The 24,996-nt window shown below is 42.5% G+C and carries 22 protein-coding genes and 1 pseudogene; 7 read left to right on the forward strand and 16 right to left on the reverse strand.

Going from position 1 to position 24,996, the window contains the following annotated elements; genetic code table 11:
* Positions 1 to 201, reverse strand: a pseudogene (locus IM322_RS03965) (DUF4351 domain-containing protein); the annotation flags it as partial.
* 161 nt (positions 202 to 362) lie between these two features.
* Between IM322_RS03965 and pgeF the strand changes: the two are divergent.
* Positions 363 to 1,157, forward strand: coding sequence for a peptidoglycan editing factor PgeF (gene pgeF / locus IM322_RS03970; protein ID WP_287672400.1), 795 nt, complete (start codon positions 363 to 365; stop codon positions 1,155 to 1,157).
* Between the two features lie 62 nt (positions 1,158 to 1,219).
* Positions 1,220 to 2,197 (forward strand): methionyl-tRNA formyltransferase, encoded by a 978-nt coding sequence (fmt, locus tag IM322_RS03975; protein ID WP_287672401.1) that lies wholly within the window; start codon positions 1,220 to 1,222, stop codon positions 2,195 to 2,197.
* Positions 2,198 to 2,227: 30 nt separating this feature from the next.
* Here fmt and IM322_RS03980 read toward each other — a convergent pair whose 3' ends face one another.
* The 3 genes from IM322_RS03980 to IM322_RS03990 all read right to left on the reverse strand — a co-directional run bounded on the left by IM322_RS03980 (position 2,228) and on the right by IM322_RS03990 (position 3,814).
* The gene (locus IM322_RS03980; protein WP_287672402.1) at positions 2,228 to 2,608 is read right to left on the reverse strand and encodes a cyclic nucleotide-binding domain-containing protein; all 381 of its coding nucleotides are present in this window, start codon (positions 2,606 to 2,608) and stop codon (positions 2,228 to 2,230) included.
* A 3-nt stretch (positions 2,609 to 2,611) separates the two neighbouring features.
* Complete coding sequence (locus IM322_RS03985; protein ID WP_287672403.1) at positions 2,612 to 2,818, reverse strand: type II restriction endonuclease; 207 nt, start codon at positions 2,816 to 2,818, stop codon at positions 2,612 to 2,614.
* Between the two features lie 189 nt (positions 2,819 to 3,007).
* Complete coding sequence (locus IM322_RS03990; protein ID WP_287672404.1) at positions 3,008 to 3,814, reverse strand: TlyA family RNA methyltransferase; 807 nt, start codon at positions 3,812 to 3,814, stop codon at positions 3,008 to 3,010.
* Positions 3,815 to 3,953: 139 nt separating this feature from the next.
* On the opposite strand from IM322_RS03990, the gene IM322_RS03995 reads away from it, so the two are divergent.
* Positions 3,954 to 4,175 carry a hypothetical protein gene (locus IM322_RS03995; RefSeq protein WP_287672405.1) on the forward strand — a complete coding sequence of 74 codons (222 nt, stop codon included), beginning with the start codon at positions 3,954 to 3,956 and terminating at the stop codon, positions 4,173 to 4,175.
* Between the two features lie 117 nt (positions 4,176 to 4,292).
* Here the strand turns inward: IM322_RS03995 and IM322_RS04000 are convergent, their stop codons facing one another.
* Both IM322_RS04000 and trxB read right to left on the reverse strand, forming a co-directional pair.
* On the reverse strand, positions 4,293 to 5,123 hold the full coding sequence (locus IM322_RS04000) for a metal ABC transporter permease (protein WP_287672406.1): 831 nt from the start codon (positions 5,121 to 5,123) through the stop codon (positions 4,293 to 4,295).
* Between the two features lie 114 nt (positions 5,124 to 5,237).
* Positions 5,238 to 6,596, reverse strand: a complete 1,359-nt coding sequence (gene trxB / locus IM322_RS04005; protein WP_287672407.1) for a thioredoxin-disulfide reductase — start codon at positions 6,594 to 6,596, stop codon at positions 5,238 to 5,240.
* Positions 6,597 to 6,946: 350 nt separating this feature from the next.
* On the opposite strand from trxB, the gene IM322_RS04010 reads away from it, so the two are divergent.
* Entirely contained in the window at positions 6,947 to 9,574 is a 2,628-nt protein-coding gene (locus tag IM322_RS04010) for a coiled-coil domain-containing protein (RefSeq protein ID WP_287672408.1), read from the forward strand.
* A gap of 39 nt (positions 9,575 to 9,613) precedes the next feature.
* Here the strand turns inward: IM322_RS04010 and IM322_RS04015 are convergent, their stop codons facing one another.
* From IM322_RS04015 to IM322_RS04045, 7 genes are all read right to left on the reverse strand, one after another.
* Entirely contained in the window at positions 9,614 to 10,390 is a 777-nt protein-coding gene (locus IM322_RS04015; protein ID WP_287672409.1) for an HAD family hydrolase, read from the reverse strand.
* A 73-nt stretch (positions 10,391 to 10,463) separates the two neighbouring features.
* Positions 10,464 to 11,657 carry a hypothetical protein gene (locus IM322_RS04020; RefSeq protein WP_287672410.1) on the reverse strand — a complete coding sequence of 398 codons (1,194 nt, stop codon included), beginning with the start codon at positions 11,655 to 11,657 and terminating at the stop codon, positions 10,464 to 10,466.
* A gap of 360 nt (positions 11,658 to 12,017) precedes the next feature.
* Entirely contained in the window at positions 12,018 to 13,016 is a 999-nt protein-coding gene (locus IM322_RS04025) for a type II restriction endonuclease (RefSeq protein WP_353737489.1), read from the reverse strand.
* A complete protein-coding gene (locus IM322_RS04030) occupies positions 12,989 to 14,401 on the reverse strand; it encodes a DNA methyltransferase (RefSeq protein WP_287672412.1) in 1,413 nt (470 codons plus the stop codon). The genes IM322_RS04025 and IM322_RS04030 overlap by 28 nt, the downstream gene beginning before the upstream one ends.
* A 130-nt stretch (positions 14,402 to 14,531) precedes the next feature.
* Positions 14,532 to 15,614 (reverse strand): ATP-dependent 6-phosphofructokinase, encoded by a 1,083-nt coding sequence (locus IM322_RS04035; protein ID WP_286824505.1) that lies wholly within the window; start codon positions 15,612 to 15,614, stop codon positions 14,532 to 14,534.
* 709 nt (positions 15,615 to 16,323) lie between these two features.
* On the reverse strand, positions 16,324 to 17,766 hold the full coding sequence (gene gltX / locus IM322_RS04040; RefSeq protein WP_287672413.1) for a glutamate--tRNA ligase: 1,443 nt from the start codon (positions 17,764 to 17,766) through the stop codon (positions 16,324 to 16,326).
* Between the two features lie 177 nt (positions 17,767 to 17,943).
* Positions 17,944 to 18,420, reverse strand: a complete 477-nt coding sequence (locus tag IM322_RS04045) for an NAD(P)H-quinone oxidoreductase subunit N (protein WP_287672414.1) — start codon at positions 18,418 to 18,420, stop codon at positions 17,944 to 17,946.
* A gap of 312 nt (positions 18,421 to 18,732) precedes the next feature.
* On the opposite strand from IM322_RS04045, the gene IM322_RS04050 reads away from it, so the two are divergent.
* Positions 18,733 to 19,602 (forward strand): ABC transporter permease, encoded by an 870-nt coding sequence (locus IM322_RS04050; protein WP_287672415.1) that lies wholly within the window; start codon positions 18,733 to 18,735, stop codon positions 19,600 to 19,602.
* Between the two features lie 47 nt (positions 19,603 to 19,649).
* Here IM322_RS04050 and phoU read toward each other — a convergent pair whose 3' ends face one another.
* The 3 genes from phoU to IM322_RS04065 all read right to left on the reverse strand — a co-directional run bounded on the left by phoU (position 19,650) and on the right by IM322_RS04065 (position 22,590).
* Positions 19,650 to 20,318 carry a phosphate signaling complex protein PhoU gene (phoU, locus tag IM322_RS04055; protein WP_287672416.1) on the reverse strand — a complete coding sequence of 223 codons (669 nt, stop codon included), beginning with the start codon at positions 20,316 to 20,318 and terminating at the stop codon, positions 19,650 to 19,652.
* A gap of 179 nt (positions 20,319 to 20,497) precedes the next feature.
* Positions 20,498 to 21,790 (reverse strand): sensor histidine kinase, encoded by a 1,293-nt coding sequence (locus IM322_RS04060; protein ID WP_287672417.1) that lies wholly within the window; start codon positions 21,788 to 21,790, stop codon positions 20,498 to 20,500.
* A 47-nt stretch (positions 21,791 to 21,837) separates the two neighbouring features.
* The gene (locus tag IM322_RS04065; RefSeq protein WP_287076207.1) at positions 21,838 to 22,590 is read right to left on the reverse strand and encodes a response regulator transcription factor; all 753 of its coding nucleotides are present in this window, start codon (positions 22,588 to 22,590) and stop codon (positions 21,838 to 21,840) included.
* A gap of 74 nt (positions 22,591 to 22,664) precedes the next feature.
* Between IM322_RS04065 and IM322_RS04070 the strand changes: the two genes are divergently transcribed.
* Both IM322_RS04070 and IM322_RS04075 read left to right on the forward strand, forming a co-directional pair.
* Positions 22,665 to 23,405, forward strand: a complete 741-nt coding sequence (locus tag IM322_RS04070; RefSeq protein ID WP_286824513.1) for a creatininase family protein — start codon at positions 22,665 to 22,667, stop codon at positions 23,403 to 23,405.
* 310 nt (positions 23,406 to 23,715) lie between these two features.
* The gene (locus tag IM322_RS04075) at positions 23,716 to 24,480 is read left to right on the forward strand and encodes a hypothetical protein (RefSeq protein WP_287672418.1); all 765 of its coding nucleotides are present in this window, start codon (positions 23,716 to 23,718) and stop codon (positions 24,478 to 24,480) included.
* Positions 24,481 to 24,996: the final 516 nt, after the last annotated feature.

Here is a 24,996-nt window from a genome sequence, read left to right on the forward strand (position 1 = left end):
CTCTTGAACCGCTTGTTCTCTATCCTGTTGGTAAAGTGGAGCTAAACGCATAATAAACTGCCTATCCTCCTGTGTTTTTTTCGATAACGCTTCTAGATTTCTACTCAGATTATACAATAAGTTTAAAGAAGCCGATTTTAGGGGATTATTCGGCAATAATCTCTCTAATTCATCGATGGCTCTCTCTCTTGTTCCTCCTCTACTATTTTTCTGATCGGAGACTACTGGCTACTGACTCCTAACCCTAACAACAATTTTTGATTTTTACCGGAGATATAAATAATCTTCCGGTTGCCGTTTGCCAAGCTCAGAACTAGGATAGGAAAGAACGAGGTATTAATGCAGCAAGAGAGGTTTAGACTGTGACCAATGTAGCGATCGATGTCCGATTAACCGAGACTTCTCTGTGGCAATGGCAAATATGGCAAGGATTGCCCTATCTTACCTGTAGTCTCCTAGAGGACTGGTCCCACGGCTTTTTTACCCGTCATTATTACCCCCAAACCCCGGAAGCTTTTACGGCTGCTCTGGGGGCAAATGTACCGGTTTATCGGGTCAAACAGGTACATGGCGATCGCCTATTAAATCCCCAAGGGATTACTAACCCGGAAATTGTCGAAGCGGATGGAATTATCACCGATGCTTCCGGTCAAGGGATTTGGGTGGCCAGTGCTGATTGTACGCCCGTACTAATAGGCGATCGCTCTACTGGTGTTGGGGTGGCGATTCATTCTGGATGGAGAGGGACGGCCAAAAGGATAGTTCCCAAAGCAGTAAAGCAGTTATTAAACTCCGGTAGTTGTTTAGATAACTTAGTGCTGGCCCTGGGGCCGGCAATTGCCGGGGAAGTGTATCAAGTAGAGACAGAAGTTGCCGCAGAAGTGGGTTTAAGTTTATTCCCCCAAGAAACCAATCCCGACCAAATTCTGGCGAATTTATTTAACCTGTCCCCCTCCCCCTTATTTGCTGACGAGGAAAAAGGAAAAGTGCGCTTAGACGTGCGACGGGTGATTTATCATCAACTACAACAGTTAGGAATTAGGGATGAACAAATTGCGATCGCTCCTTTTTGTACCTATCAACAAGAGGATCATTTTTTCTCCTATCGTCGGGAAAAAGCCAAAAAAATTCAATGGTCTGGCATAGTTAGCCGTTAATAACTCAGTGGACATTCACTGATTACTGCTCACTGATAACTGAAAAATCCCCCCCCTCTCCCATGCGTATTGTTTTTTTCGGAACCCCGACTTTTGCTGTTCCCACCCTAAAAAAATTATTAGCCAATCCCGATATAGAAGTAATTGCCGTCGTTACCCAACCGGACAAGCGCCGGGGAAGGGGTAATCAATTAATCCCCTCACCGGTGAAACAAATAGCCATAGAACGGCAAATACCGGTTTGGCAGCCCAAAAGTGTCAAAAAAAACGCTCGAACCTTAGATTTTCTCAGACAATCGCGGGTGGATGCCTTTGTGGTGGTTGCCTACGGACAAATTCTCTCCCCAGAAATTCTAGAGATGCCGAGATTAGGCTGTATTAACGTTCATGGCTCAATTTTACCGAAATATCGGGGAGCAGCCCCCGTGCAGTGGTGCATCGCTAGGGGAGAAAAAGAAACCGGCATTACCACCATGTTAATGGATGCGGGCATGGATACCGGACCGATGCTACTGAAAGCCTACACCCCGATCGCTCTTTTTGACCATGCCGAACAGGTGGGAGCAACCCTAGGACAAATAGGGGCGGATTTGCTCCTAGAAACCCTCTCTAAGCTCGATCGAGCAGAAATTACCCCAATTCCTCAAAATAACGACGATGCCACCTATGCCCCTTTAATTCAAAAATCTGACTATCTAATCCACTGGCAAGATTCGGGCCGGAGAATTCACGATCGAGTCCGGGGTTTTTATCCTCATGCGCTAACCACTTTCCGGGGACAACCTCTAAAAGTGATGGCGACTATTCCCCTAGACGATCCTAGTCAACTGCCTCGAGAATTACAGACAAAAGACCTTTCTCATCTAAGCGGAGAAGTGGGATCGATCGTGGCTCTCTGGAAAAATTTCGGGCCGGTAGTGCAGACGGGTGAGGGTTTATTATTATTAAAAGAAGTGCAATTATCGGGAAAATCACCGCGTTCTGGTGGGGATTTGGTCAATGGTTCCCGTTTAACTATCGGTGAGATTTTCGGTCAATAGTTTTGGTGGGGATGGCTTTCCTTTGCTCCTCTATGCTTCACTGGTGAAGATTTTTTTCAACCGGCGAAAGCGATCGGAATAACTTCTTAACACTTCGATCGCAAACATGGGGGTTTCCTGCACGGCAAATAAAAACTGCGGTTGATTGAGACAGGCTAATTTACAATCAGTTTTGGCAATAGCTGTGGATTCTCGCAGTTTATCCCCATGCAGGAGCGATCCTGCTCCGAATACATCCCCTTTTTCTAGAGTTTCTATCAATTGTTCCTTGATATACATCTCCACTTCTCCGCTAAGAATACCGTACATTAACTCGCCCTCCGTGCCATCGGCAAAAATAACTTCACCAGCTTGAAAAGTGCGATCGGGATGATTTTCGAGAATTTTAATCGTATCTACGGGACTTAACATGATTTAACAATAATTTTTCGGGTTATCTCTCCCATTTTCCGATATATTGAACTCCCCGATCATCGTTTTTGTGTGTAAGAATACATCTCCCATCTCCCCAGGAGTTGTCTGGGGGTGGGTTTGAAACTTCTCTACCTGACAAAGATTCGGTTTGACTCTCAGAAATGCTTTGTTTAATGCTTGTCGGGGAGGGAAAATTTCTGTCTTCATACCTTTATCCTCTTCCTACCCAATCCGATTTTTCAGTCTATTTTTTTCTCTCTTATCTTCGCTGAAAAACCCTATATATATGGGCGCACGGATTCCGATTATACATAAAGTATAAAGCAAGTCTCGCCATTTGTCAAGGGTTTTCTGAAAATCTCCCCCACTTCCCACTTCCTTGAGAAAATACCTAGTTTAAAACTGTTCGATCGCTTCTTGGGTGATTTCTGCGATCGCTGCTAAACTGGGACTAACTTGGCCGATATCGGTGGATAACCAGAGAAGATACTCGACGTTACCCGCAGGTCCGGTAATGGGAGACCAAGTTAAACCCCGATAGAACCATCCTAAGACTTCGGCGGCCTGTAAAACCTGAAAAATCGCCCCCGCTTGGTCTTGGTGGTCGCGAACTACCCCTTTTTTGCCAACTTTTTCCCGTCCCACCTCGAATTGGGGTTTGACCAATAAAATCGCTTCTCGCGGTGGATTTAATAGCGTCCACAGGGTCGGTAAAACTTTGGTCAAAGAAATAAAGGACAGATCCATAACTGCTAAATCGGCGGGTTTTTCCTGTCCGTATAACTTTTCCGGGGTTAAATAGCGAAAATTAGTTCTTTCTAGTAAAATAACCCGTTCATCCTGCCGTAAACTCCACGCCACTTGTCCATAACCCACATCAACCCCATAAACCCGTTTTGCCCCTTTTTGCAAGAGACAATCGGTAAATCCCCCCGTGGAAATGCCTCCATCTAAACAAATGCGATCGCAGACATCGATGGCAAACAATTCTAAGGCCTTAGCTAATTTTTCGCCCCCCCTTGACAAATAGGGCAGTTTCTGCTTAACCTCGATCACCGCTGACCGGTCGATTTCTGTGGCCGGTTTATCGATGATTTGGTGATTGACTTTCACTTCTCCAGCGCGAATTAATCGCTGTGCCTGTTGACGGGAATCACAGAGATTTTTGGCTACTAATAATAAATCTAATCTTTGTTTCGGCAAGGAAGGCCTCCCAATAATCAGCGCCTAATTCTAAAAAATACCTTATTTTTCCGCAAGCAATCCCAGAAGGAAGATTATAAGTAAGGAGAGGGGTAAGCGAAACCCATCAGCTACATTTTCGCTGCCATCCCGATATTTTATGGATAAAGATACTCAATTCGCCGTTTTGGTCATTGGCATCCCCTTTCTAGGACTAGCTTACTGTGGCTTGATTTTTGCCGTGATGATCTATTGGGTGTGGGCCCGGGAACATCCCGTAACCATGGCCACTTTTTTCGTCCTTGCTCCTTCTTTGATTTCTGGCTCTATCTGGCTGTTAGCCTCCTATAAAGCCCGCCAAAAGGAGCGTTTGGGGTTATAATTGGCAAGACTATCCCATTGGCCTCTAGAGAACAACTAATGTGGGGCAATGTGGGGGTGAATTGCCTTCCCCCTCCCCTAGATAACTTGTTCTTATCACCACAACTAGGGGAGAGCCTTAAAGATTAGATATTTTTCTGGTGATGGTTAGGATGAAAGGTTTCCAAGCAAGACTGATTAAATAGCCCGATCCTGCCACTAAAATAATTGTCGCCCCTGAGGTGAGATTTAAACTATAGGATAACCACAAACCCACTAAAGTAAAGACAATTCCTAAAATAATCGCTAGGATCATCATTCCCTTCATATTTTTAACAAATTGTCCACTGATAGCGGCGGGAATAGTTAGTAAAGCAATTACCATAATTAATCCTACCACCTGCATTACTGCGACAATAGTTAAAGCGGTTATTCCCATTAAACCTAAGTAAATTATCTCCACGGGAATATTGCGAATAATCGCAAAGGTTTCATCAAAAGATATGGCTAACAACTCTTTATAAAAGATACTAACTAAGGTGATAATTAATATATCTATGCCCGCCATTATCCATAAATCATCCCTCGGTACAGTTAAAATACTACCGAAAAGATAACTCATTAAATCAGCTTTATAACCGGGGGTTAAATCAATAAAAATTACCCCAATCGCCATACCAATCGCCCACATCACCCCGATTAAAGTATCAGATCTCTCCCGGATGCGACGCTGTAAAAAACCCATGCCTAAAGCCGAAAAAAAGGTAAAAAATATCGCCCCCACCAGGGGATTAATCCCAAAAAAATAACCGATTCCTATGCCTCCATAGGCAGCGTGAGCGATTCCACCACTGATAAAAACCACGCGATTAACTACTACCAAAGTACCAACAATCCCACAGGCAATACTAACTAATATTCCTGCGGCGATGGCATGGCGCATAAAATCAAATTGTAAGGCCTCTAGCATAGGGTGTGGGGTGTGGGGTGTGGGGTGTGGGGAGCTTTTTCAGTAAACAGTAATCAGTAAACAGTAAACTAAAAACTCACATCTGATAACTGATAACTGATAACTGATAACTGATTATTGATAACTCTCAATTACTTGACGAAATTCGCTTTTTTGTTTGACTCCGCGCATTTCTTTTACTAATTCCCGCTCCTTAAAGAATTGTACCGTGGGAGTCCCGGTTACTTGACCCATTTTGGCAATTTCTGGGTCAGCTTCGATGTCAATTTCCACAAAATAAATTTTGCCATCGTACTCATCGACCACTTTATCTAAAATCGGTTTCAGGGTTTTACAGGGGCCACAGGTGGGAGAAACATATTTTACCATTAACAAGCGATCGCAATCGTGGAATAATTTCCGCAAAGCATAACCCCCAACGTGACGGGTTTTGTTAATATCAAAAGTTTCCTCCGTATCGGCCGGGGTTTCGCTAACAGTTTTCGTCTCGTAATGTTCAGAAGTGGCTGATTGACGGTATTCTTGGATTAAATTATGCTCCGATAACCATCTTTCTGCCAATAACGCCGCCATACACCCCGTACCTGCGGCAGTGATTGCCTGACGGTATTCGTGGTCTTGCACATCTCCTGCGGCAAAAACCCCCTCGACGCTGGTAGCAACAGTCCCCGGTTTGACTTTCACATAACCCACCTCGTCTAATTCTAGTTGTCCTTGGAATAGGGAAGTATTGGGAGTGTGACCGACGGCATAAAATAACCCTCTAACGGCTAATTCGCTGATTTCTCCCGTTTGCGAGTTTTTAATGCGTAATCCTGCCATTTTACTGCCTGTACCGAACACATCCACCGCTTGGGTATGAAAATGAACGGTAACTTTCGGATTATTTAACACCCGGTCTTGCATTGCTTTCGAGGCGCGCATCGCTTCCCCGCGAATTAATAAATGGACGTGGGAGCCGTATTTAGTTAAATATACGGCTTCTTCCGCCGCCGAGTCACCGCCACCAATCACAGCGAGGTTTTCCTCTCTAAATATCGGTGTAGCACCGTCACAGATAGCACAAGCGGAAATCCCGTTACTCCAGAATTGAGCTTCGCTGGGTAATCCTAAGCGTTTGGCAGTGGCTCCCGTGGCGATAATAATACTATTGGCCTTAACTTCCAGGTCAGTGGAACGAATGGTAAAAGGACGCTGACTTAAATCCACCGAGATAACATCTTCGGTATAGCATTGGGTCCCCCATCTTTCGGCCTGTTCCTTCATTCTTTCCATCAGCTTCGGACCGGTGATTCCTTCGGCAAAACCGGGGAAATTTTCTACTTCTGTGGTGGTCATCAATTGTCCACCCGGAATGCCTCCCGCTTGGAAACCCTCAAACATCAAGGGTTTTAAGTTCGCACGCGCCGCATAAATCGCCGCCGTATATCCCGCGGGTCCCGAACCAATAATGACTAAATTCTCGACAGTCATAACCGTAAATGCAACTCATAACGACTACGCTTTTTAGTATAGCAGCATCAGACGGCGATGGGACGGGAAAGTTGAGGGTTCGATCGAGGGGAAAAGAGGCCAGATCGGGAGCGAGTGCCTGAATAACGGCAAATATGTAAATATTTCTGACAAAGATCCACAGGAATAGGTATTTTACTGACATAATAATGATGGACTTAAACCAATAGATTGTATTCGGGAGCGCATTTTTTCCCCAATACAATAGGTTATTTCCCCTATCTCGGTATAGTCTCGGTTTTTAGCGAGATGTAGGGATTATTTTTTCCCTATAGTCCTCCTATTCATACTTTTGTACGGGAGATTCAAAAATGACCCTAGGAACTTTTCTACAAGCGATTATCTCGATCGTATTTATCTATTTAATTCTGGCTTTATTAACCAGTGAGCTTCAAGAGTATCTAGCAACTATCTCGGAAGCAAGAGCCAAACGACTCAAACAATCGATCCGCCAGATGTTAGGAGAGGATGGACTAAAGTATACCGACCCAGAAGGTTTTCAGGTATTTAGTCCGCCCAGTTGGGAAAGTCAGTATTCTTTGCAAGATGAAAAGTTGACTATAGATAAAAAAGGATTGCAAAAACATCAGGGTCAAGAAATAAACAAAATTGGTAAATCTTGGATTGAAGGTTTAGTAATTTCTGAGATTAAGGACGATCAAAATATCATTTCAGATGGAGACAAGGAAGTAATTTGGACTAATAAAAATCAAGAATTATCGGTCACCGAAGTCATAGAAGATTCCAATACTTCTCAACAAGGTTTTGTTAAAAATCTAACTCGATTTCCAGTCTATACCAATGTAGGAGAAATCGCCCTAGGCTCTTCTGCTTGGCTAAAAGAAAAAGATCGAATCCTAACTCCCGTAGTAGATAGTACCAAAATTTTCAAGGAAAATGGTAATAAATTCATCTGGATAGATACTACCAACCAGCAAGAATTACCAGACAATGCCGTAAATACCAAGACGGTAGAGAAATGTCCAGTTTATACCCCATCGGCAGCGATTCCCTCAGAATCTAAGATGTGGATACAAAAGTCAGATGTTAGATTAATTGACACTGCCGATCGAGGAAAAATATTTAAAGAAACTGGAGCGGAATTTATTTGGGTGGATACAAAAATAAAAATAATTGATTCTAGTAGCGTCAAAATCGATCCGAACGATCCTGAAAGTGGCAGTGACAAAAGTATCCCTGCCAAAAAATTTCCCGTGTATCAACTGGTTATGCCCTTAGCACAAGGATCTCGATTTTATATTGACGATCAGAAGCGGGAAATCAAGTCTCCTCTTAAAGTAAATTCCCTCACAGAAAAGTTATATCAACATCCCCAGATTGTCGCCCTCAATCAAACGGCTTTTCGTTGGCTTTCGTTCTTGGGAATTTCTTTCATGTACCCTTCTCTATTTAAGCTTAAAAAATGGAATGAGGAGGATTATTTCAATCTAGTATCGACTGTAATATTGATTCTTTTGATTATTAGTCTTTGGCTGGGACTTGGTTTCCCTTTTTTACAAATAGTTCTGGTAATTTTCTTTGTCATAGTAGGAGTATTTAATTTTTGTCACTCGCAGAAAATCCGAAGAAAATCGGGAAATACTAGAAATTCTCAAGGCCCAGGTTATATCGATGATGCCGATTTATTTGTCGATACTCTCATCGATATTCTCAAAAAGGAATCTGATGCAGGATTCCAGCCAAATGATAAAGACGGAGTAAAGAAAACCCTAGAAACGCTGACTTTCTATACTCCCGCTCAATCTCTATTAATAGATAGAGTAAATCTATCGAGCAACATTAATGATGTAGACACGTTTAAGCAAGATATCAAAAAACTTTACGAGGAAGTTCAGAAGCGCTCTACTGGAGTTTACAAACGAAATGCTAAAGGATTATCTTTTCTAGTCGGATTACTAATCGCCGTAGTTGCCAATGCCGATACCTTTAATATGATGACTCATTTAACAAAAGCGAATAATGAGTTTAGTCAGAATCTAATCGCTGAATTAGAAAAAAATCCTCAAATATTTAACTGTCCTAAAGAAAACCCCAAGTGCTTAAACGAGGCTAGTAGACAAACTCAACTTAAGCAACTCATCAATAATTCGGGAACCTTACCATTGGGCTGGAGCTTTAGCGAGCTATTAGCATTAGAACACAAGAAAGAGTTACTAGAGCAAAATAAAGCGGCACTAGAGCAAAATAAATCCGAACTAGATCAACAGATTAAAAAAATTGAAGGTGAACGAGAAGCGAAAAAATTAGCGATTACAAACAACCAAGAATTAGTTACGTTTTTAGCGAGTAATGAAAGTCTTTGCAAGGAACAGGAAAAAGAATGCTTGAATCAAGTTGTCACCGCACTATCCAAAGATCCCAATCGTTCAAAACTGATTTCTTTGATCGATCAAGATTTCAAAAATACGCTAAAGCAAAGCTTTGATAATCCTGCTGACTTTTCCAAAAAATACAAAGATTTTCTGACCAAGAAACGAGAGGAAACAAAAGAGCTAGAACAAGCATTACTGCTTTTCGATTTTGAGAAAGAAGACATTCTGATAGATTTACGAAAACAACTAAATGATGATCAAGAGATCCAGAAAGTTAATCAAGAGATACAGAAAGTCACTGATGAAATTAACAAACTCAAACAATCCCAAACTGGGAAACCACCCATACCGCAAAATTCCCAAGATGTTGTCACCCGGCTAACTCAACTTAGTGCATCATCCTGGGATAACATCGATCGCAATGTGAAGATACAAGGGGGATGGCCACGAGTTCTCTTCGGTTGGCTGATTACGGCGATCGCCTTGAGTATGGGAGCGCCTTTCTGGTTCGATTTATTGGGTAGAATCATGAATGTGCGTAACGCGGCGAAATCGCCCGACTCCACGACTTCTAATCAACCCGACTCCACGACTTCTAATCAATGAGGCAATCAGACATAGTGAACCGTTACCAATGGAAAAATTCTAGGGGTTCCATCCCGCGAAATCCCCCTCAAATTGTGCCAAGGACAACAACCGAATCCTAGAATCACCAGACAAGGAATCCCGCACCGATGACGTATTATATCCCCAATCGGCTAAATATAAGCCCACATCGTTTAAATCTGCTTGTTGCTGCACTAATTCCAACGCATCGAGACGATCCTCGACAAACCACAAATTAGCGGGAGATTCTGGTAAATCAGCCAGTATTTGCTGAATAGTTAGGTATTTCGGCTGTTTAATTTCCTTGCCAATTAATCTCGCTGCTGGAAAATTAATTGCTACTTTTTGTAACAATTGCTTGACAAAACGACTTTCTTTTGTAGTGATAATATAAACCAAAAAATCCGAGTCTAAAAGAGAGGCCAGGCGATCGATTGCGGGTTGATAAAATTGATGTAAGGCTAACCAAGACTCTAGATCCGACTCAATCCATCGATCCCTAAGACCATCGAGAGCATTTGAGAGAACTTTTTTCGCTATTTTCTCCCTTTCTAGCAGATTTTGCCGAATTGACGGCCAATTATTTAAAGCTTCCTCGTCGGGAATACCGAGAACGAGCGATCGCAACAGTAAGGGCATTTCCCAACCGGTTTCGATAACGGGACGAAGTTGCGAAAACCTAGGGAAAAAATCCTCGGGAATTATTTCCGGCCAAAGGGTTTCATAGGTGCGTTTGCTAATCTGAAAATACTCGATCATGCCATCACAAAGAACACCATCAAAATCGAGTGCTAGAATGCGGGGGGATTGACTCATAAATGCTGGTTTAATCTAAATAATGGCAGTATAGCGCAGCGAAAATTAAAAAATTGTCCAAGACATCACGCTATTAGCTATTCTTTACTTCATCGTTGACATAACATAGCTGTCTGATGATTTCTGTAACAGAATTTTTCAATCCCTCTGCATGAATCCAGCCCACATATACAGCATATACAATATTTTGATGATTGTCCTGTATATAAACATGATGGACACGATATAAATCTGAGCTTAAATAAATATAACCACTAGCATCTTTAAATTTACCTTCTAGTAATATTTTTTCTTTTAAAGGTTTCATTTTTACCACATCTTTAGTTACTCCAGATATTTTGGCTATTCTTTCTATGGCAAGATCAACACAGGTGTTATTACTGTAACTATTGCCATGATTATAATCCTGCTGATTAAAATAAATTGTCTCTACGATATTTTTGGCTACTTTATCTGATGCTAGGTAATAGGTATGAGCATTAAGGGAATTCAAGACTACGGCAGCAATTTCTACAGAATCAAAAATATTGCCAGTCGCTTCTAGATAATAATCGCTCATCAAAATCTTGGATACATCGGTTATAGAATCAAAAAGAGGACGAATTGGATAAGCGATAATATCGGAAGAATTGATCAGATTATTCCAGAGCAAACGCTGACTTTGATGCTGGCTAAGAAATTTTTCAATTTGATTAGCATCAATGCCTAGAGTTAGATTTAAAAATGGGATCGGTGAACCCATCGTTGTTACACTAAATAGGGAAAGTTTGCCCCGTTCTTTACCGATAAGATCACGAATTTCATGAGCGGGATCTTTAGGATCAAAACGCTCGGAAAATAACAGAGCCCAAAGGATTACAGTACCTAAAGAATGGGCGACTATATGTAATTCGGTTTCCTGGGGATAAGCTTGAACAAGATCGATTAATTGATCGGCAATAATGCGGCGAATTTGGGTTCCTCGATCGCTGCCTAAATAGCTAAATGCGTCACCGATAAAATAAGATAAATACTCTTTTCTAAAATTTTGATAGCGAAAGGATTGCTCGGGGTTAAAATTAATATTTTTCTGTTTTTGTGTCTGTAATTCTTGCTCGATATCTCGCCATAATTTTTCGGTTCCTTTGAGAACATTTCCCCAAAATCCTGCATGACAGTAGGGAATCGGCAGATTTTTGCGTTTACATTCTTCTTCAATTAGTTTGATTAATTTATTGGCATAACTAGCATCTCTTGTGGCCACTCCGTGAATAAAGTAAATCAGCATGATAGGTTGATCTCAATAAGCGTTGATCGGAATCTCTCTTAATATACCCTTCTAGCTTCAGAAAATATCAGGATGGAACGAGATATGGTAATGCAGAAGTTATCCTCTTTGTCAAGAGATGGTGGGTTACGCATTGCTAATCTATAGGATGATATTCATTTGGAATAATTGCGGTGGGTTACGCGTTGCTAACCCACCCTACTGGACTAATTGATTGAGGAGATGAAGTTAAATAAAGTTACCTGCCACCAGATTATTACTATTAACTATTAATCATTTAGGTTTACTGGCGAAATTGCCGAAAAATAATTATCAGAGTTTATCTTTATTTGAGGGGTAGTTTTGTAGATGTTAACTAGGTTAAAGATGGCATAGCCAACGGATAATTGAAACCAGTTGATTATCATTGGTTAAGTTACCGGCATTGGTGAGTTTTTTCGTCTCTAATTGCTGATAAATTTCCCTAGCCATTTTTGGTTCAATAGCAGCGCCGATAAAAAAAGTATAAGGATGCTTAGAGATTTTTCTAAAAGCATCATCAATTCTCTGCAAAGCAGTACGAGCAGTTTTCCAATGTTCATCTGCTCCTGCGGGATCAATCCCACCTTTTAATTCTCCCAAAGCAATGTATAAATCAGGAGATTGTAAGGTTTGTTTTTTGATTTTTTGATTAGCTAATTGCGTCGAATCACATTTTAAAAGGCACAAATCAATATTGTTGTTATTAACAAGGGTAACATTGACATTATAAATTATTGTTCTTGGTTGGCTGTTATTTAACCAGCTAACACCTCTAACCAAGATTTCTAGATTAGGTGTCATTTCTTCAGCTTCTCTCCATTGATTATTACTAGAATTGAGCCAATCATAAGCAATCCCTGCTACTCTTAAAGTTGCTAATAGAGAACGAGTAAATTTACTTTGAGCTAAGGAGCCACCTGCATTTCTCATGATTCCTCCTAAAGTGTCACCCCGAATCAATAGAAATCTATAGACTAACTCCTCGACAAAATTAGTCCCCGCAGGTTCCAGAAAATTGACAATTAATTCTTGAATTGCTTCTACCTTGTCTTGGGGATGTAAATAATTTTTAGCTTTATCAGAAATTCCCGATGCAGTTAATAAAGCCGCTTGAATATCTGGGATGTTTAGTAACTCTCTAGGATTGTTTACGGTTTGGGCAATAATTTTTAAGGTTCTTGCTTCTGCAATTAAAGGAGTAGCTCTCTGATTTTTTTCTAAGGCTAGAGCAATAAATCCTGAACGGATAGCTTCATAGGTAGTCTCCAAATCACAACTTTGGTTTAAATGCAAGAGATAGGGTTTTTCCATTAAGGCTTTCTCCACACATAAATACATTTTCTTAAAGATTCTCTACCATGACATCCCATTTGCTGACTACTATTACCTTTTCCATTAGGAACTACTAAAATATTTTCTACTTTAAATCCAATTTCTTCAGCAATTTTTGACAAAATTAAATCTACAGAAATACTAGCTCCCGCATAACGAACGTTATCATTAATCATACAGAAAATACCAGAGGATTTCATAACCCGAAAGCATTCATAAATTAGACAAGACATTTCCAGAAAATACCCCCTGATCATCCGAGGAATACCATGGTTATTTAAGGCCTTGCTTGATTTTAATTCCTCTAAATAATCCAGGACACTTTCTAATAATTTTTGACGATCAGTTATGGCAATGACTGGCGACCATTGTTCATTTATTTTTAGTAACTCTTTGGGTTTATTTTCAACAGTGCAACTAAGCATTTGTTGACGTAATTGTTTTAATTGTAGTTGATCTATTCCCAATAGAGCCAATTCCAAAGCGTAGATACGAGTATAATCATAGCGATTACAATAAGGAGGAGAAGTAATAATAGAATCGTATTTTTCTGAGGAAATCTCTGGCAAAATCTCAAGACAAGAACCTTGATATAGTTGAATTTTTCCCTGAGGATAATCTCTAGAAAAAAGTTCCAATTGTTGCTGACTAGGCTCTAAATCTGCGAGAATTTCTCGTAACTTGCTATGGAGGGCAATTTTAAAGTCTAAAATTTCCCCTTTGTCAAATATATTTTTGCCCTGTTGTCTCCCAGAACGATAATCCCAACGCAGGTATTGACCATCTTTTCTAGTATAGCTAATTGATTCGAGAATAGAAAGTAAGGCAAATTTTAAGAGCCCTTGCACTCGCTCATTCTCTTGGGCAATCAACCCTAAGTAACTTTCTATACAAGCCTGATTTTCTTGGGGATATGCTCCTTGAGTAATTGGTAATTCTAATAACTTAACTTTGTAATCTACCTGTTGCCAAAGGCTATGGTTAGACCAATACTCTAGACGATATATATCATCACTATTTAAGCCATTTTCTAAAATTTGTCTAGTAATAATTAATTCCTGTCCAATCGGCAATAGTTCTATTCCATCTGCTGATAAACCCCTGGACGCCGCCGCAAATAAAGTTGTTCCGCTGCCAGCAAAAGGGTCTAGTATTTTTCCTTGTTTGATACCATATTTTTCTAGAAGATAAACTATCAGATCAACGGAAAAACCCTCTTTATATTTATACCAGCGATAAATAGGTTGATTCTTATTACCTTGAAAACTCACTAGGGTACGAGATAATTGCTCAGAATCAAGTAATTTGTCTTGAAAATAATTAAATAACTCTCGATCGAGATTGTTGATTTCTAACAATCTTTCTGCTACATTAACTGGACTATTAATCATTTAGGTTTACTGGCGAAATTGCCGAAAAATAATTATCAGAGTTTATCTTTATTTGACTTGTAATTTTAATCAGTGGGGAAAGGGCGATACTTAAGGATTAATTCTCGCACCGATTCCCCTAGATTTAATCTCAATCCCCTAGACAAATACCCAAACCCCTGGCGGTTTTGACTAAAGTTTCTTCGGGATCGACGACGCGATAGGTTTTAATCGCCTCCTCAATGGGAACACTGACCACTTGCCGATTTTGCCAGGCCACCATGCGATCGAATTCTTCCCGGGCAATCAGATCCACGGCCGCCACCCCAAAAGCCGCCCCCAGTAAGCGATCCATTGGAGAAGGAATACCCCCCCGTTGAATGTGGCCCAGGAAAGTCACTCTCGTTTCGGCCCCGGTTTCCCTGGCAACTTCTTCGGCTAAATAGCGACCGATACCCCCGAGACGATCTTCCCCTAGGGCTTTCTTTTGTGATAGGCGATCGCCGGTTTCCGTACGCACAGCCTCGGAGACAATAATCAGAGAAAACTGTTTATCCATACGCTGCCGTTGCCGGATCTTCTCGCAGATATTCTCTAATCGGTAGGGAATTTCGGGAATGAGAATGATATCGGCCCCCCCCGCAATACCGGCAGCCAGGGCGATATGGCCGGCATCTCTACCCATAACTTCTAGAATCATCACCCGGTTATGACTAGCGGCGGTAAAATGGAGGCGATCGAGGGCTTCTGTGGCGATATTAGTAGCTGTATCGAAGCCGATGGAGACTTCTGTAGCTCCCACATCATTATCGATGGTTTTGGGGATACCAATCAGATTAATGCCTCCCTGTTGGGCAATACGGCGCAAAATCGCCAGACTACCATCGCCACCGATGCCGATCAGGGCATCCAGTCCCAGACTATGATAGCCGTCAATGATTTCCTGAGAGCGATCGATCAGGGTTCCATCCGGCATCGGGAAAGCGAAGGGATCCCCCTTATTGGTAGTACCGAGAATTGTTCCTCCCATCACCAACAGGCGATCGACTCCTTCAATATCAAAGATAGTGGTTTTTGGGGGACGGTTAATTAATCCGTTAGTTGCTTCTCGAATACCCACCACTTCCCAGCCATAATTGCCACTGGCATGGTGGACAACGGCACGAATGGCGGCATTTAAACCCGCACAGTCACCACCACTGGTGAGAAGTCCAATTCGTTTTTTTTCACCCATAGGTTTTTGTTAGGAGATTAACAAATCTATATTTAGGGAAAAGTTGCAGATAATGCCTGAAAATTAAGAAAGTTTCTAGATCGTCCCTGACAGCTAGGGGAAAAATCGGGATATTCTGGTTTCTGTGTGGAAACGAGTTTTATACTGATAGTTTCTTCCGCAAAATAGTCCTAATACTAAATCCGTTGAATATAGGCTACATATCAGGAGAGTCACTCCACTTGCGGGAGTGACTCTTAAATGATTACAGATGTGTCAGCAGCTGCGTGTAAGCATCTCACCGAAAAACTAATGCGCGGGGGTTTGGGGGCGGCGCCACGCCCCCAACGGGGGGTTTGGGGGGTAGAACCCCCCAAAAGCTTGGATTGAGTGATCAAGTCGGAAGTAATACTAAATCCGTTGGGTATAGGCTAAATATCAGGAGAGGCACTCATGCAAAAGGGGGAATAAATAATCAGTTTTTAATAACCAGATTTAGTATAAAAGTTCTGCCCGATAAGCACTTCAGGATTCCATAAGCAAAAATTATCACACAAAGTCGAGAAGATCCAAAACCGAAAAATCCGCCCCCATCCCCTCAGTAATCGATCACGAGCAGGGTATGCAGGGCGACACGGATTCCCATTATACTAGAAAGTATATAGCAATCTTAGGGCATTTGTCAACCCTAATGTACGATAAATTTTCTGATAACTGATAGCCGATCAATTTAACTATTTACTGCTTGCTGAAGACGGGATATATCCCAACCTTTTTGATTGAGAAGTAGCCAAGACTGCATTAAATCTGGACCGTGTAACTCCCCCATCAAAGCGGCGCGCAGAGACTTCATCACCAGACCTTTTTTAACCCGATGGGCTTTAGTTGTTGTCTCAACAATCCCCTTAGCAACTTCTCCGGTCAAATCGGGAGTAATAGCGGCGAGAATATCCTTGATAATATCCTTAACTCCCTCTAATTGTAATTGACTTAAAGCCTCCTGATTATAATTAGCCAGAGGAGTTAAAAGTAGGCGACTTTCGGCGACGGCATCGCTTAAACGAGTTAAACTCGGACCGATGAGAGTAGCCAATCCGATCAACCAAGCTCGATCGGTTTCAGCATCAAAATTATACCCTGCTTCTTGCCAGTAGGGGAGAAGTAAAGGCACTAATTCCTCACCGGTTAAACGATGGAGATATTGACTATTAATCCAATCCAATTTAGTCCAGTCAAATTTTGCCCCCGCTTTATTTACCCGTTCTAAACTAAACACTTCAGCGGCCGTTTCAAGGGTAAAAATTTCTTCAGTGGAATCGGGAGGAGTCCAACCGAGGAGAGTCATGTAATTAACCAAAGCTTGCGGCAGAAAACCCAGTTTTCGGAAATCATCGATCGAAGTGACTCCATCCCGTTTAGATAACTTACGACCCTCCTGATTTAAGATCAAAGGAGTGTGGGCAAACTCCGGCACTTTTGCCCCTAAAGCTTCGTATAAAAGAATTTGTTTAGCCGTATTAGCGATGTGATCTTCCCCACGAATAACATGGGTAATTTCCATATCGATATCATCAACAACTACCGCTAAATTATAGAGAGGCTGACCAAAGTTTTCCTCGGCATTTTCGCAGGTACGAGCGATCACCATATCTCCCCCTAAATCACTACCTTTCCAGATAACTTTTTCCCGGATTAAATCCTGCCAAATAATTTCTTGATCGTCATCAATAATAAAACGAATTACTGCTTTTCTCCCCCCTTGCTCAAATTGAGCTTGTTGTTCGGGGGTGAGATAACGATGACGATTATCGTAACGGGGGGCAAGATTGCGGGCTTTTTGTTCTTCCCGCATTTTTTCCAATTCTTCCGGGGTACAATAACAACGATAGGCTAAACCTCGATCGAGCAGGGTTTGAATGGCCTGACGATAATAATTAAGGCGTTGAGTTTGAAAAAAAGGACCTTCATCCCAATTCAGTCCTAACCATTGTAGGCCCGCTTGAATATTTTCCGTATATTCTGGTCGAGAACGTTCTAAATCTGTATCTTCCACGCGCAAGATAAATTTCCCCCGGTGATGATGGGCAAAAAGCCAGTTAAACACGGCTGTGCGCGCTGTTCCAATGTGTAAATTTCCCGTGGGACTGGGGGCAATACGAACTCTCACTGTCACGATTTAACTCCTAGATTTTTTGCGGCAACGATATCCCATATTATTGCAAATTCACCTAGGCCAACTCGCGAAATTAAGAAAATTAAATGAATAGCTACCAAAGGGTGCGGGAGTCTCCCTCTCCGGGGAGAGGGGTTGAGAGAGAGATATTTTAGTACCCGTGTTATTTCGGTAATTCTAGGCAGCGATTAAAGATTTGCTCAAAGGTTGCCAACGAAAATATCTTTCCCCACCCAATTCGAGGACAAATTTTAACCGGGGTTCCTGTTGACTAAGATTAATTAAGTATTGTTTTTCTTCCGAGGACAAAACAAAACTTTCAATAATCCAAATCACTAAACCTTTAGATTTGGGGGGTAAATTTTCCAATTGATAGGTAGCAATGGGAGGAATAAAATAAACCGGTCCCACGGCTGCTTCCTGACCAATATTTTTTTTACCTAAATGGGGGGGACGGACTCCATGAATGCCGGTAAGATAGGCACTTAAATCGCCTAGACCTCTAGCGGTGATATGCAGGACATTGTAACCAGTGGCCCGTAAACGTCTTTGATAGCGTCCCTCGTAACCCCCTTCTAAGGGTGCGTAAACCCCTAAAGCACCGTATTGTTCCAGATCGCGAATAAATGGTTTTCCCGTGGTCAGTAGTGCCATAGCTAGTAAAAAAATCTTTTTCCCTATAATCGCACGTTTTGTTAAGTTGTGCGTCAGCTGAACAAAGAAAGACTTAAGATCAAAGATAGAGAGAGACAATCGCTACTCTCCCAAGGAGGTAATATGTTTCACGATCTCCTTTATCCCAACGGACTGCTTTATATCCTGATTAAACTAACTGTTTTAGCTTTAGCAGTCTTGCTCTGGTTTATGGTCGTTTCGGCCCCGGCTGTCTGAAAAAAATCCTGCTCTTGTCGCAGGTTGGCCTTGTCTTCTACAATTAGCGTTCTATGCAATGGCTAAATTTTGTCGATGACTCCTGTTAAATTGCCGATCGATCCTTTTCTGAAACCCAACCTAACTACTAAGCTACTAGGGGTTGGGTTGGTATTGACAATTATTTTTATCCTGATTGCCCTGTTTTCGCCCCTTCTGCAAGCGATCGGACTGATTCAGGATTCAACCGACATTTTAAGCAATTATCCCCTACAAGCCCCCAGTTACGGGCATTGGTTCGGGACGAATGTGCGCGGTTATGATGTCTTTTCCCGCACCCTATTCGGGGCCCGGGCGGCCTTGTCCGTGGTATTTTTGGCCACAGGATTATCTTTGGTCATCGGGGTTCCTTTAGGGTTAATTAGCGGTTATTTGGGGGGTAAGATCGATCGCGTTCTCCTCTTTCTCATGGATACCCTCTACACCTTGCCGGGGTTATTATTATCGGTGGCTCTCGCCTTCGTCTTGGGTCGTGGTATCCTCAATGTGGCGATCGCTGTTAGCATTGCCTATATTCCCCAATATTTTCGCGTGGTCAGAAATCAAACCGCCAGCGTTAAAAATGAGTTATTCATCGAAGCAGCGCGAGCGATCGGGGCCAGTCCTAGCCGTATATTATCAAAATATCTTTTCTTTAATGTCGTCCAGAGTGTCCCGGTTCTGTTTACACTCAACGCGGCGGATGCGATCCTTGTTTTAGGCGGTTTAGGCTTTTTAGGCTTAGGATTACCGGAAGAAGTGCCGGAATGGGGTCATGATCTCAAGGAAGCTTTGGCGGATTTATCTACAGGTATCTGGTGGACCACTTTATTTCCCGGATTAGCAATGACCACGATGGTGGTGGGTTTATCCCTCTTGGGAGAGGGGTTAAGTGAAATTTTTAACCCCCTGAGTCGTAAACGCTAAAAGCGAGGTCAGAGTTCGAGAGAAATCATCTCACGGCCTCCACATCCTCAGCCTCTCTGTCCGGTAACGATGTAAGATACCCTTTGGGCGATATTGGTGGCGTGATCGGCCATGCGTTCCAGATGACGGATTAGCAAAGCCATCAGCAGGATTGGTTCCACCACACCCTTGATATCTCTTTGATGGGCGAGAGTGTGATAAAGATGCTCATAGGCTCGATCGACCGTATTATCTAGTTCTTTGACCTTTTGACCTGCTTCTTGATCGAGGTCGGCCAGGGCGACAAGGCTCGTGGCTAACATATACTGAGCATGGTGGGACATAGCCTCGATCTCACTCATACAATCGTGAGGAGTATAGGCGAATAATTTGAGCGCTATTTCAGCCAAATCCTTGGCATAATCGCCGATACGCTCCAAATCGCGCACTAATTGCATAAAAGCACTTAACAGCCGCAAATCTTGAGCTACGGGAGCCTGTAGCGTCATGAGAGTGGCACAATCTAACTCGATTTGACGGTAGTAGCGATCGATTTCCTGATCGAGGGGGGCGATTTTTTTCGCCATTTCCAAATCCCTAGCAAAAAGGGATTGATGGCTAAGACGAAAGGATTCTTCGACCAAGGTTCCCATTCTCAGCACATCCTGTTCCAATCGCTGGAGAGAACGAGCGAAATAGGTGCGATCGGGATGATTTGTTTCTTTGGATAGGCTCACGGTCGGATTCGCTTAACATAAAACTACTCTTTCTCTACAGTGATAACAAGAAAATTTTAGATTTTGCACAGTTGTCTAGAGAACTTGACAGATTTTTTGGGGGATGGGGGTTGGGGGTTGGGGGTTGGGGATGGGGGTTGGGGGAAATTCAACTAATACCCCCACACCCATCACCTCACCTAATTTTTTTGACGGGGCAGAGTGACTTGTAGGCGAGCGCCACCGGTGTTAGGATCATTTTGAGCGACGATCGAACCGCCATGGGCTTGAATAATCTCTTTAGCAATCGATAAACCTAAACCGGTACTATAATCCTTTGTGCCTTGTTTTTGACGGGTGCGGGAAGGATCACCGCGAAAGAGGCGATCAAAAACGTAGGGTAGATCCGCTTCATTAAATCCCTTCCCGTTGTCGATAACGTCAATTTTTAGCCATTTTTTCCCGATAGTATCGGATATTTCCTCAATTTCTAGGCGTATTTTCCCCTGATCGGGACTATACTTAATGGCATTATCAAAGAGATTCAGGAAAACTTGCAGCAGACGAGAGTGATCAACTTCCAGCGTCCAATCCACCGGAGAGGAATAATCTAAGCTAATCTGTTTTTGGTCCGCTAAAGGGGTGACAGTCTGCCAAGCGGTGGTGATTAGCTCCTGTAGATTAATCATCTGGTATTGTAAATATCGCCCCGCATCCGCTTGTAATTGACTGATTTCTAGCCAATCGCACACTAATTGGCTCAAACGCTCCACTTCTTTCCCCATTTGTTCTAACCAGCGTCTTTCGGGAGCTTGGAGGCGTTTCTGTAAAGCTTCGGTAAGGAGAGAAATGGAGGTTAAGGGAGTGCGTAACTCGTGAGTTAAGTCAGAGAAAGCTCGCTCGCGATTTTGCGATAATTCCACTAAAGGCTGTCTATTTTCGATAAATACAGCGATTTCACCTTCTGGCAAGGGATAACCGTAACCCTTCAAGGCAATCGATTTAGGAGCAGTCACTTGGCGATCGCTAATGGGGGTGACAGGATAATTAGTCGGGTAAAAAGTCCAAGTTTGCACCTGTGGACTCTGTTTTTGGCGAGTTTCTTGAATTAATTGATCTAATTCGTAGGAGCGCACTAATTCCAGCAGCAGACGCACTTGCTCCGGTTGCCAGCGATCGAGTTTTAAGAGGGTAATTGCCTGTTGATTGCACCAGAGCAGTCGATTATCGGCATCTATATGAAGATAGGCGATCGGCGCTCGTTCTAGCAAGGATTTCTGAATTTCTAAGCTCTTTTCTCGCTCTTGCAGACTTTGGGAGAGAAACTGTAATTCTCGACGCACCAGGGAGGTAACGGGAAAAGAGGCCGACAAATCCACCGAATCCGAGAGAGCGCTCAGGGTTCGCTTTAACTCTCTATTTAAGCGTGAGACTTGCCAGTAACAAATACTCAAACCTAAAACTACTCCGAAAATAAAAGCGAAAATAGTCATTATCCCAGCAAGCAGCGATCGCTAAACTTGAAAATATAATCGCTCACCTAGCCAAAACGATAACCGAAACCGCGTACAGTAATCAGGTATTCTGGTTGACTGGGATCGATTTCCAGTTTTTCCCGTAACCAGCGAATGTGAACATCGACGGTTTTAGTGTCTCCTAAAAAATCTGGTCCCCAAATTTGTTCAATTAATTGATCTCTTGACCAAACTCGGCGCGGATAACTCATAAATAGGTCGAGGAGACGGAATTCTTTAGGAGAAAGGTTAATTTCTTCATCTCGCACCGTCACCCGACATTCCTGGGTATAGAGAAGAACATCGCGGAATTTTCGCACGGGAGCGGCAGCTAGAGAAGTAAATCCTTGACGACGAATGAGAGCGCGACAACGAGCGACTAATTCGCGCATACTAAAGGGTTTAGTCAGATAATCATCGGCACCCACTTCTAAACCCAAAACTCGATCGGTTTCGCTGGCCTTAGCACTTAAGATTAAAATCGGGATAATATTGCCGTGATAGCGCAACAGACGACAGATATCAAGACCGTTGATTTGCGGTAACATTAAATCCAAAACGACCAAATCAAAACGAGACTCACCGTGATTAGATTCTTGACTTTGCAGTAGTTCTAGGGCAGCGCGACCATCACTAACACCGAGCGCCTCGTAACCTTCTTCTTCCAAAGCCAAAATAATCATATCCCGAATCACTTCTTCATCTTCAACGATTAAAATCCGATGATTGGGAACGAAATTCGTACTCGCCGACAAGGGGGGGTTGTCAAGGGTTAACATAAAAATACTTGATTATTCGTCCTAATTTTATCTCAATTTGTCAACCCGCACTCGTCTTGGAAGGCTGGAGCCGAATGTTATTACAGTTATCTACATGGTTAGAGGTGGAATCCTATCTAGAACAATCTCAGGGAATTATTATTCCTATCGGTTCCACGGAACAACACGGGCCGACGGGACTGATTGGTACAGATGCTCTATGTGCGGAGGCGATCGCTAAAGGAGTGGGGAAACAGGTACAAGCAATGGTAGCACCCACCTTAAATGTTGGTATGGCCCTACATCATACGGCTTTCCCCGGTACAATTAGCCTTCGTCCTAGCACTTTGATTCAAGTAATCCTCGACTATGTAACTTGTTTAGCTAGAGCCGGTTTTCGTCAATTTTTCTTTATTAATGGTCACGGGGGTAATATTGCTACCCTAAAAGCCGCTTTTGCGGAAACCTATTATCATTTGGATTCCCTTAATTTACCTAACACAAACGAGGTTAAATGTCAAGTGGCCAATTGGTTTATGGTGCGAGAAGTTTATCTTTTAGCCAAAGAATTGTATGGAGATCAGGAGGGTTCTCACGCTACACCAAGCGAAGTGGCGTTAACTCAGTATCTTTACCCTGAGAGTCTTAAAAACGCCTTTTTATCCGAAAAAGTGGCTTCTGGTCATGGTATTTACGGTGCGGCTAATTTTCGCCAAAATTATCCCGATGGTCGTATGGGTTCCAATCCTGCTTTAGCGACTCCCGAACACGGTCAGAGGTTCTATGAATTAGCCGTGAAAGAATTGAGTAATACTTATCTAGGGTTTGCTGAATAAATCTAAAAACCTTGTTGTAGAAGACTTTTAGACTTTTTTCCCCTCAAAAAGTGCCAGCCCTTGCAGTGGTCGGGGGGAAAATTCAGGGACTTTTTCCCTGAAAATTAGGTAATTGACCCCCTCAAAATCGGTAAAACCCTACACCCCACACCCCACACCCTGCCACCACCGAAAAACTTTTTGCCGCAAACCCTATCTAGAATGGCTCTCTTGTCCTGTGTCTAAGTTGATTAGTGACTAGGCCTCCGAGACCCGGAATAATTTAACTGTCACCCTATAGACAAAACTTAAATATCCAAGGAGAAAATTGATGATTGCCACCACTGACAATAACTCCAATCAACCTCTGGCTAGTTTGCGGGAAATACAAGAACTTTCCATCGCAATTACAGCCAAAAGCCTCAATCCCGCCATGCTAACGGTTGATTTCCTCAAATATTCGGGAATAGTTCCCCCCGACTGGGAATTAAATGGCCAGCCGGTACTCAATCCTAATTACGCTCAAGTTAATTTTCAAAATGGCATCGGCATCGTCGCCCAACCCCGGAAAATTACCTTTGTGGAGATAATTAACTCTCCCGATAGCCTGAACCTGAAACTGCCAGAAATTGTTGGTTTATATCTAGATAAACTCCCTTTAGCCGAATATCAAGCCCTGGGTATCGCGCCGAAAAGTATTGTTCCTCTCCCTAGTAGCCCCGATGCCGCTAAAAAATATATCACCGAAACTCTTCTCGCCCCCGGTTCCTGGCACAATTTCGGTACGGCCCCCCTACAAGCCAGCATCAATCTACTTTATCAGTTAGAAACCTCTCAGCTATCCGTGGCGATTAACGAGGCAAAATTGCAATTACCCGATGGCAAAACCTTAGCGGCGCTATTATTTGCCGGTAACTTTAACTATAATCTGGCCGAGGGTAGCGATCGATTAAATCTGCTCAAACAATATCTGGGACAATGGCAAAAAGATCTAGAGATTTTCCGAGAATTAGTCACTCAACGCTTTCTGGAAAGACAACTCCCGGTTTTCCCCTCTAATATCAATCTGCCCCAAGGACCCCAAGGTGGACTGTAATCAGTAATCAGTCATCAGTCATCAGTCATCAGTCATCAGTAATCAGTAATCAGTAATCCTGACAGGGGGACAAGACCTCTCAAAGCATCGTCCACAAAGGTTTTGAGGCTCCTCAGTTACAAACAGATACATCGCTTTCAGCCAAAAAGCTAACGAGAGAATCAGGGGTTTGGGCGAGCTTACTAGAAATCTTTGTCAACAACGGGGGGTGAGCCGCATCGAACTTTTTCGCTCCAACACCCCAAAAAGCTTGTGCTGTAAGGAGTTCAGCCAGCTTGTCCCCCTGTCAGTCAGTAATCAGTAATCAGTAATCAGTAATCAGTAATCAGTAATCAGTCAGAAAAATCTTTAGACCTCCTGCAAAAGTAAGTTCTCGAACCGCTATCAGGTCAAAATATCTAAGAACTCAGATAAATTTGACATAATCTTAGGTTTTATGGATAGGAAGTTGTCTCTTTTCTTTTGGAAGATTTTTGATTTCTGCAAGAGATATATTACTGCCGATAACCTAAAACA

Source organism: Microcystis sp. M109S1 (assembly GCF_020247025.1).
In the GTDB taxonomy this organism is placed as follows: Bacteria; Cyanobacteriota; Cyanobacteriia; order Cyanobacteriales; family Microcystaceae; genus Microcystis.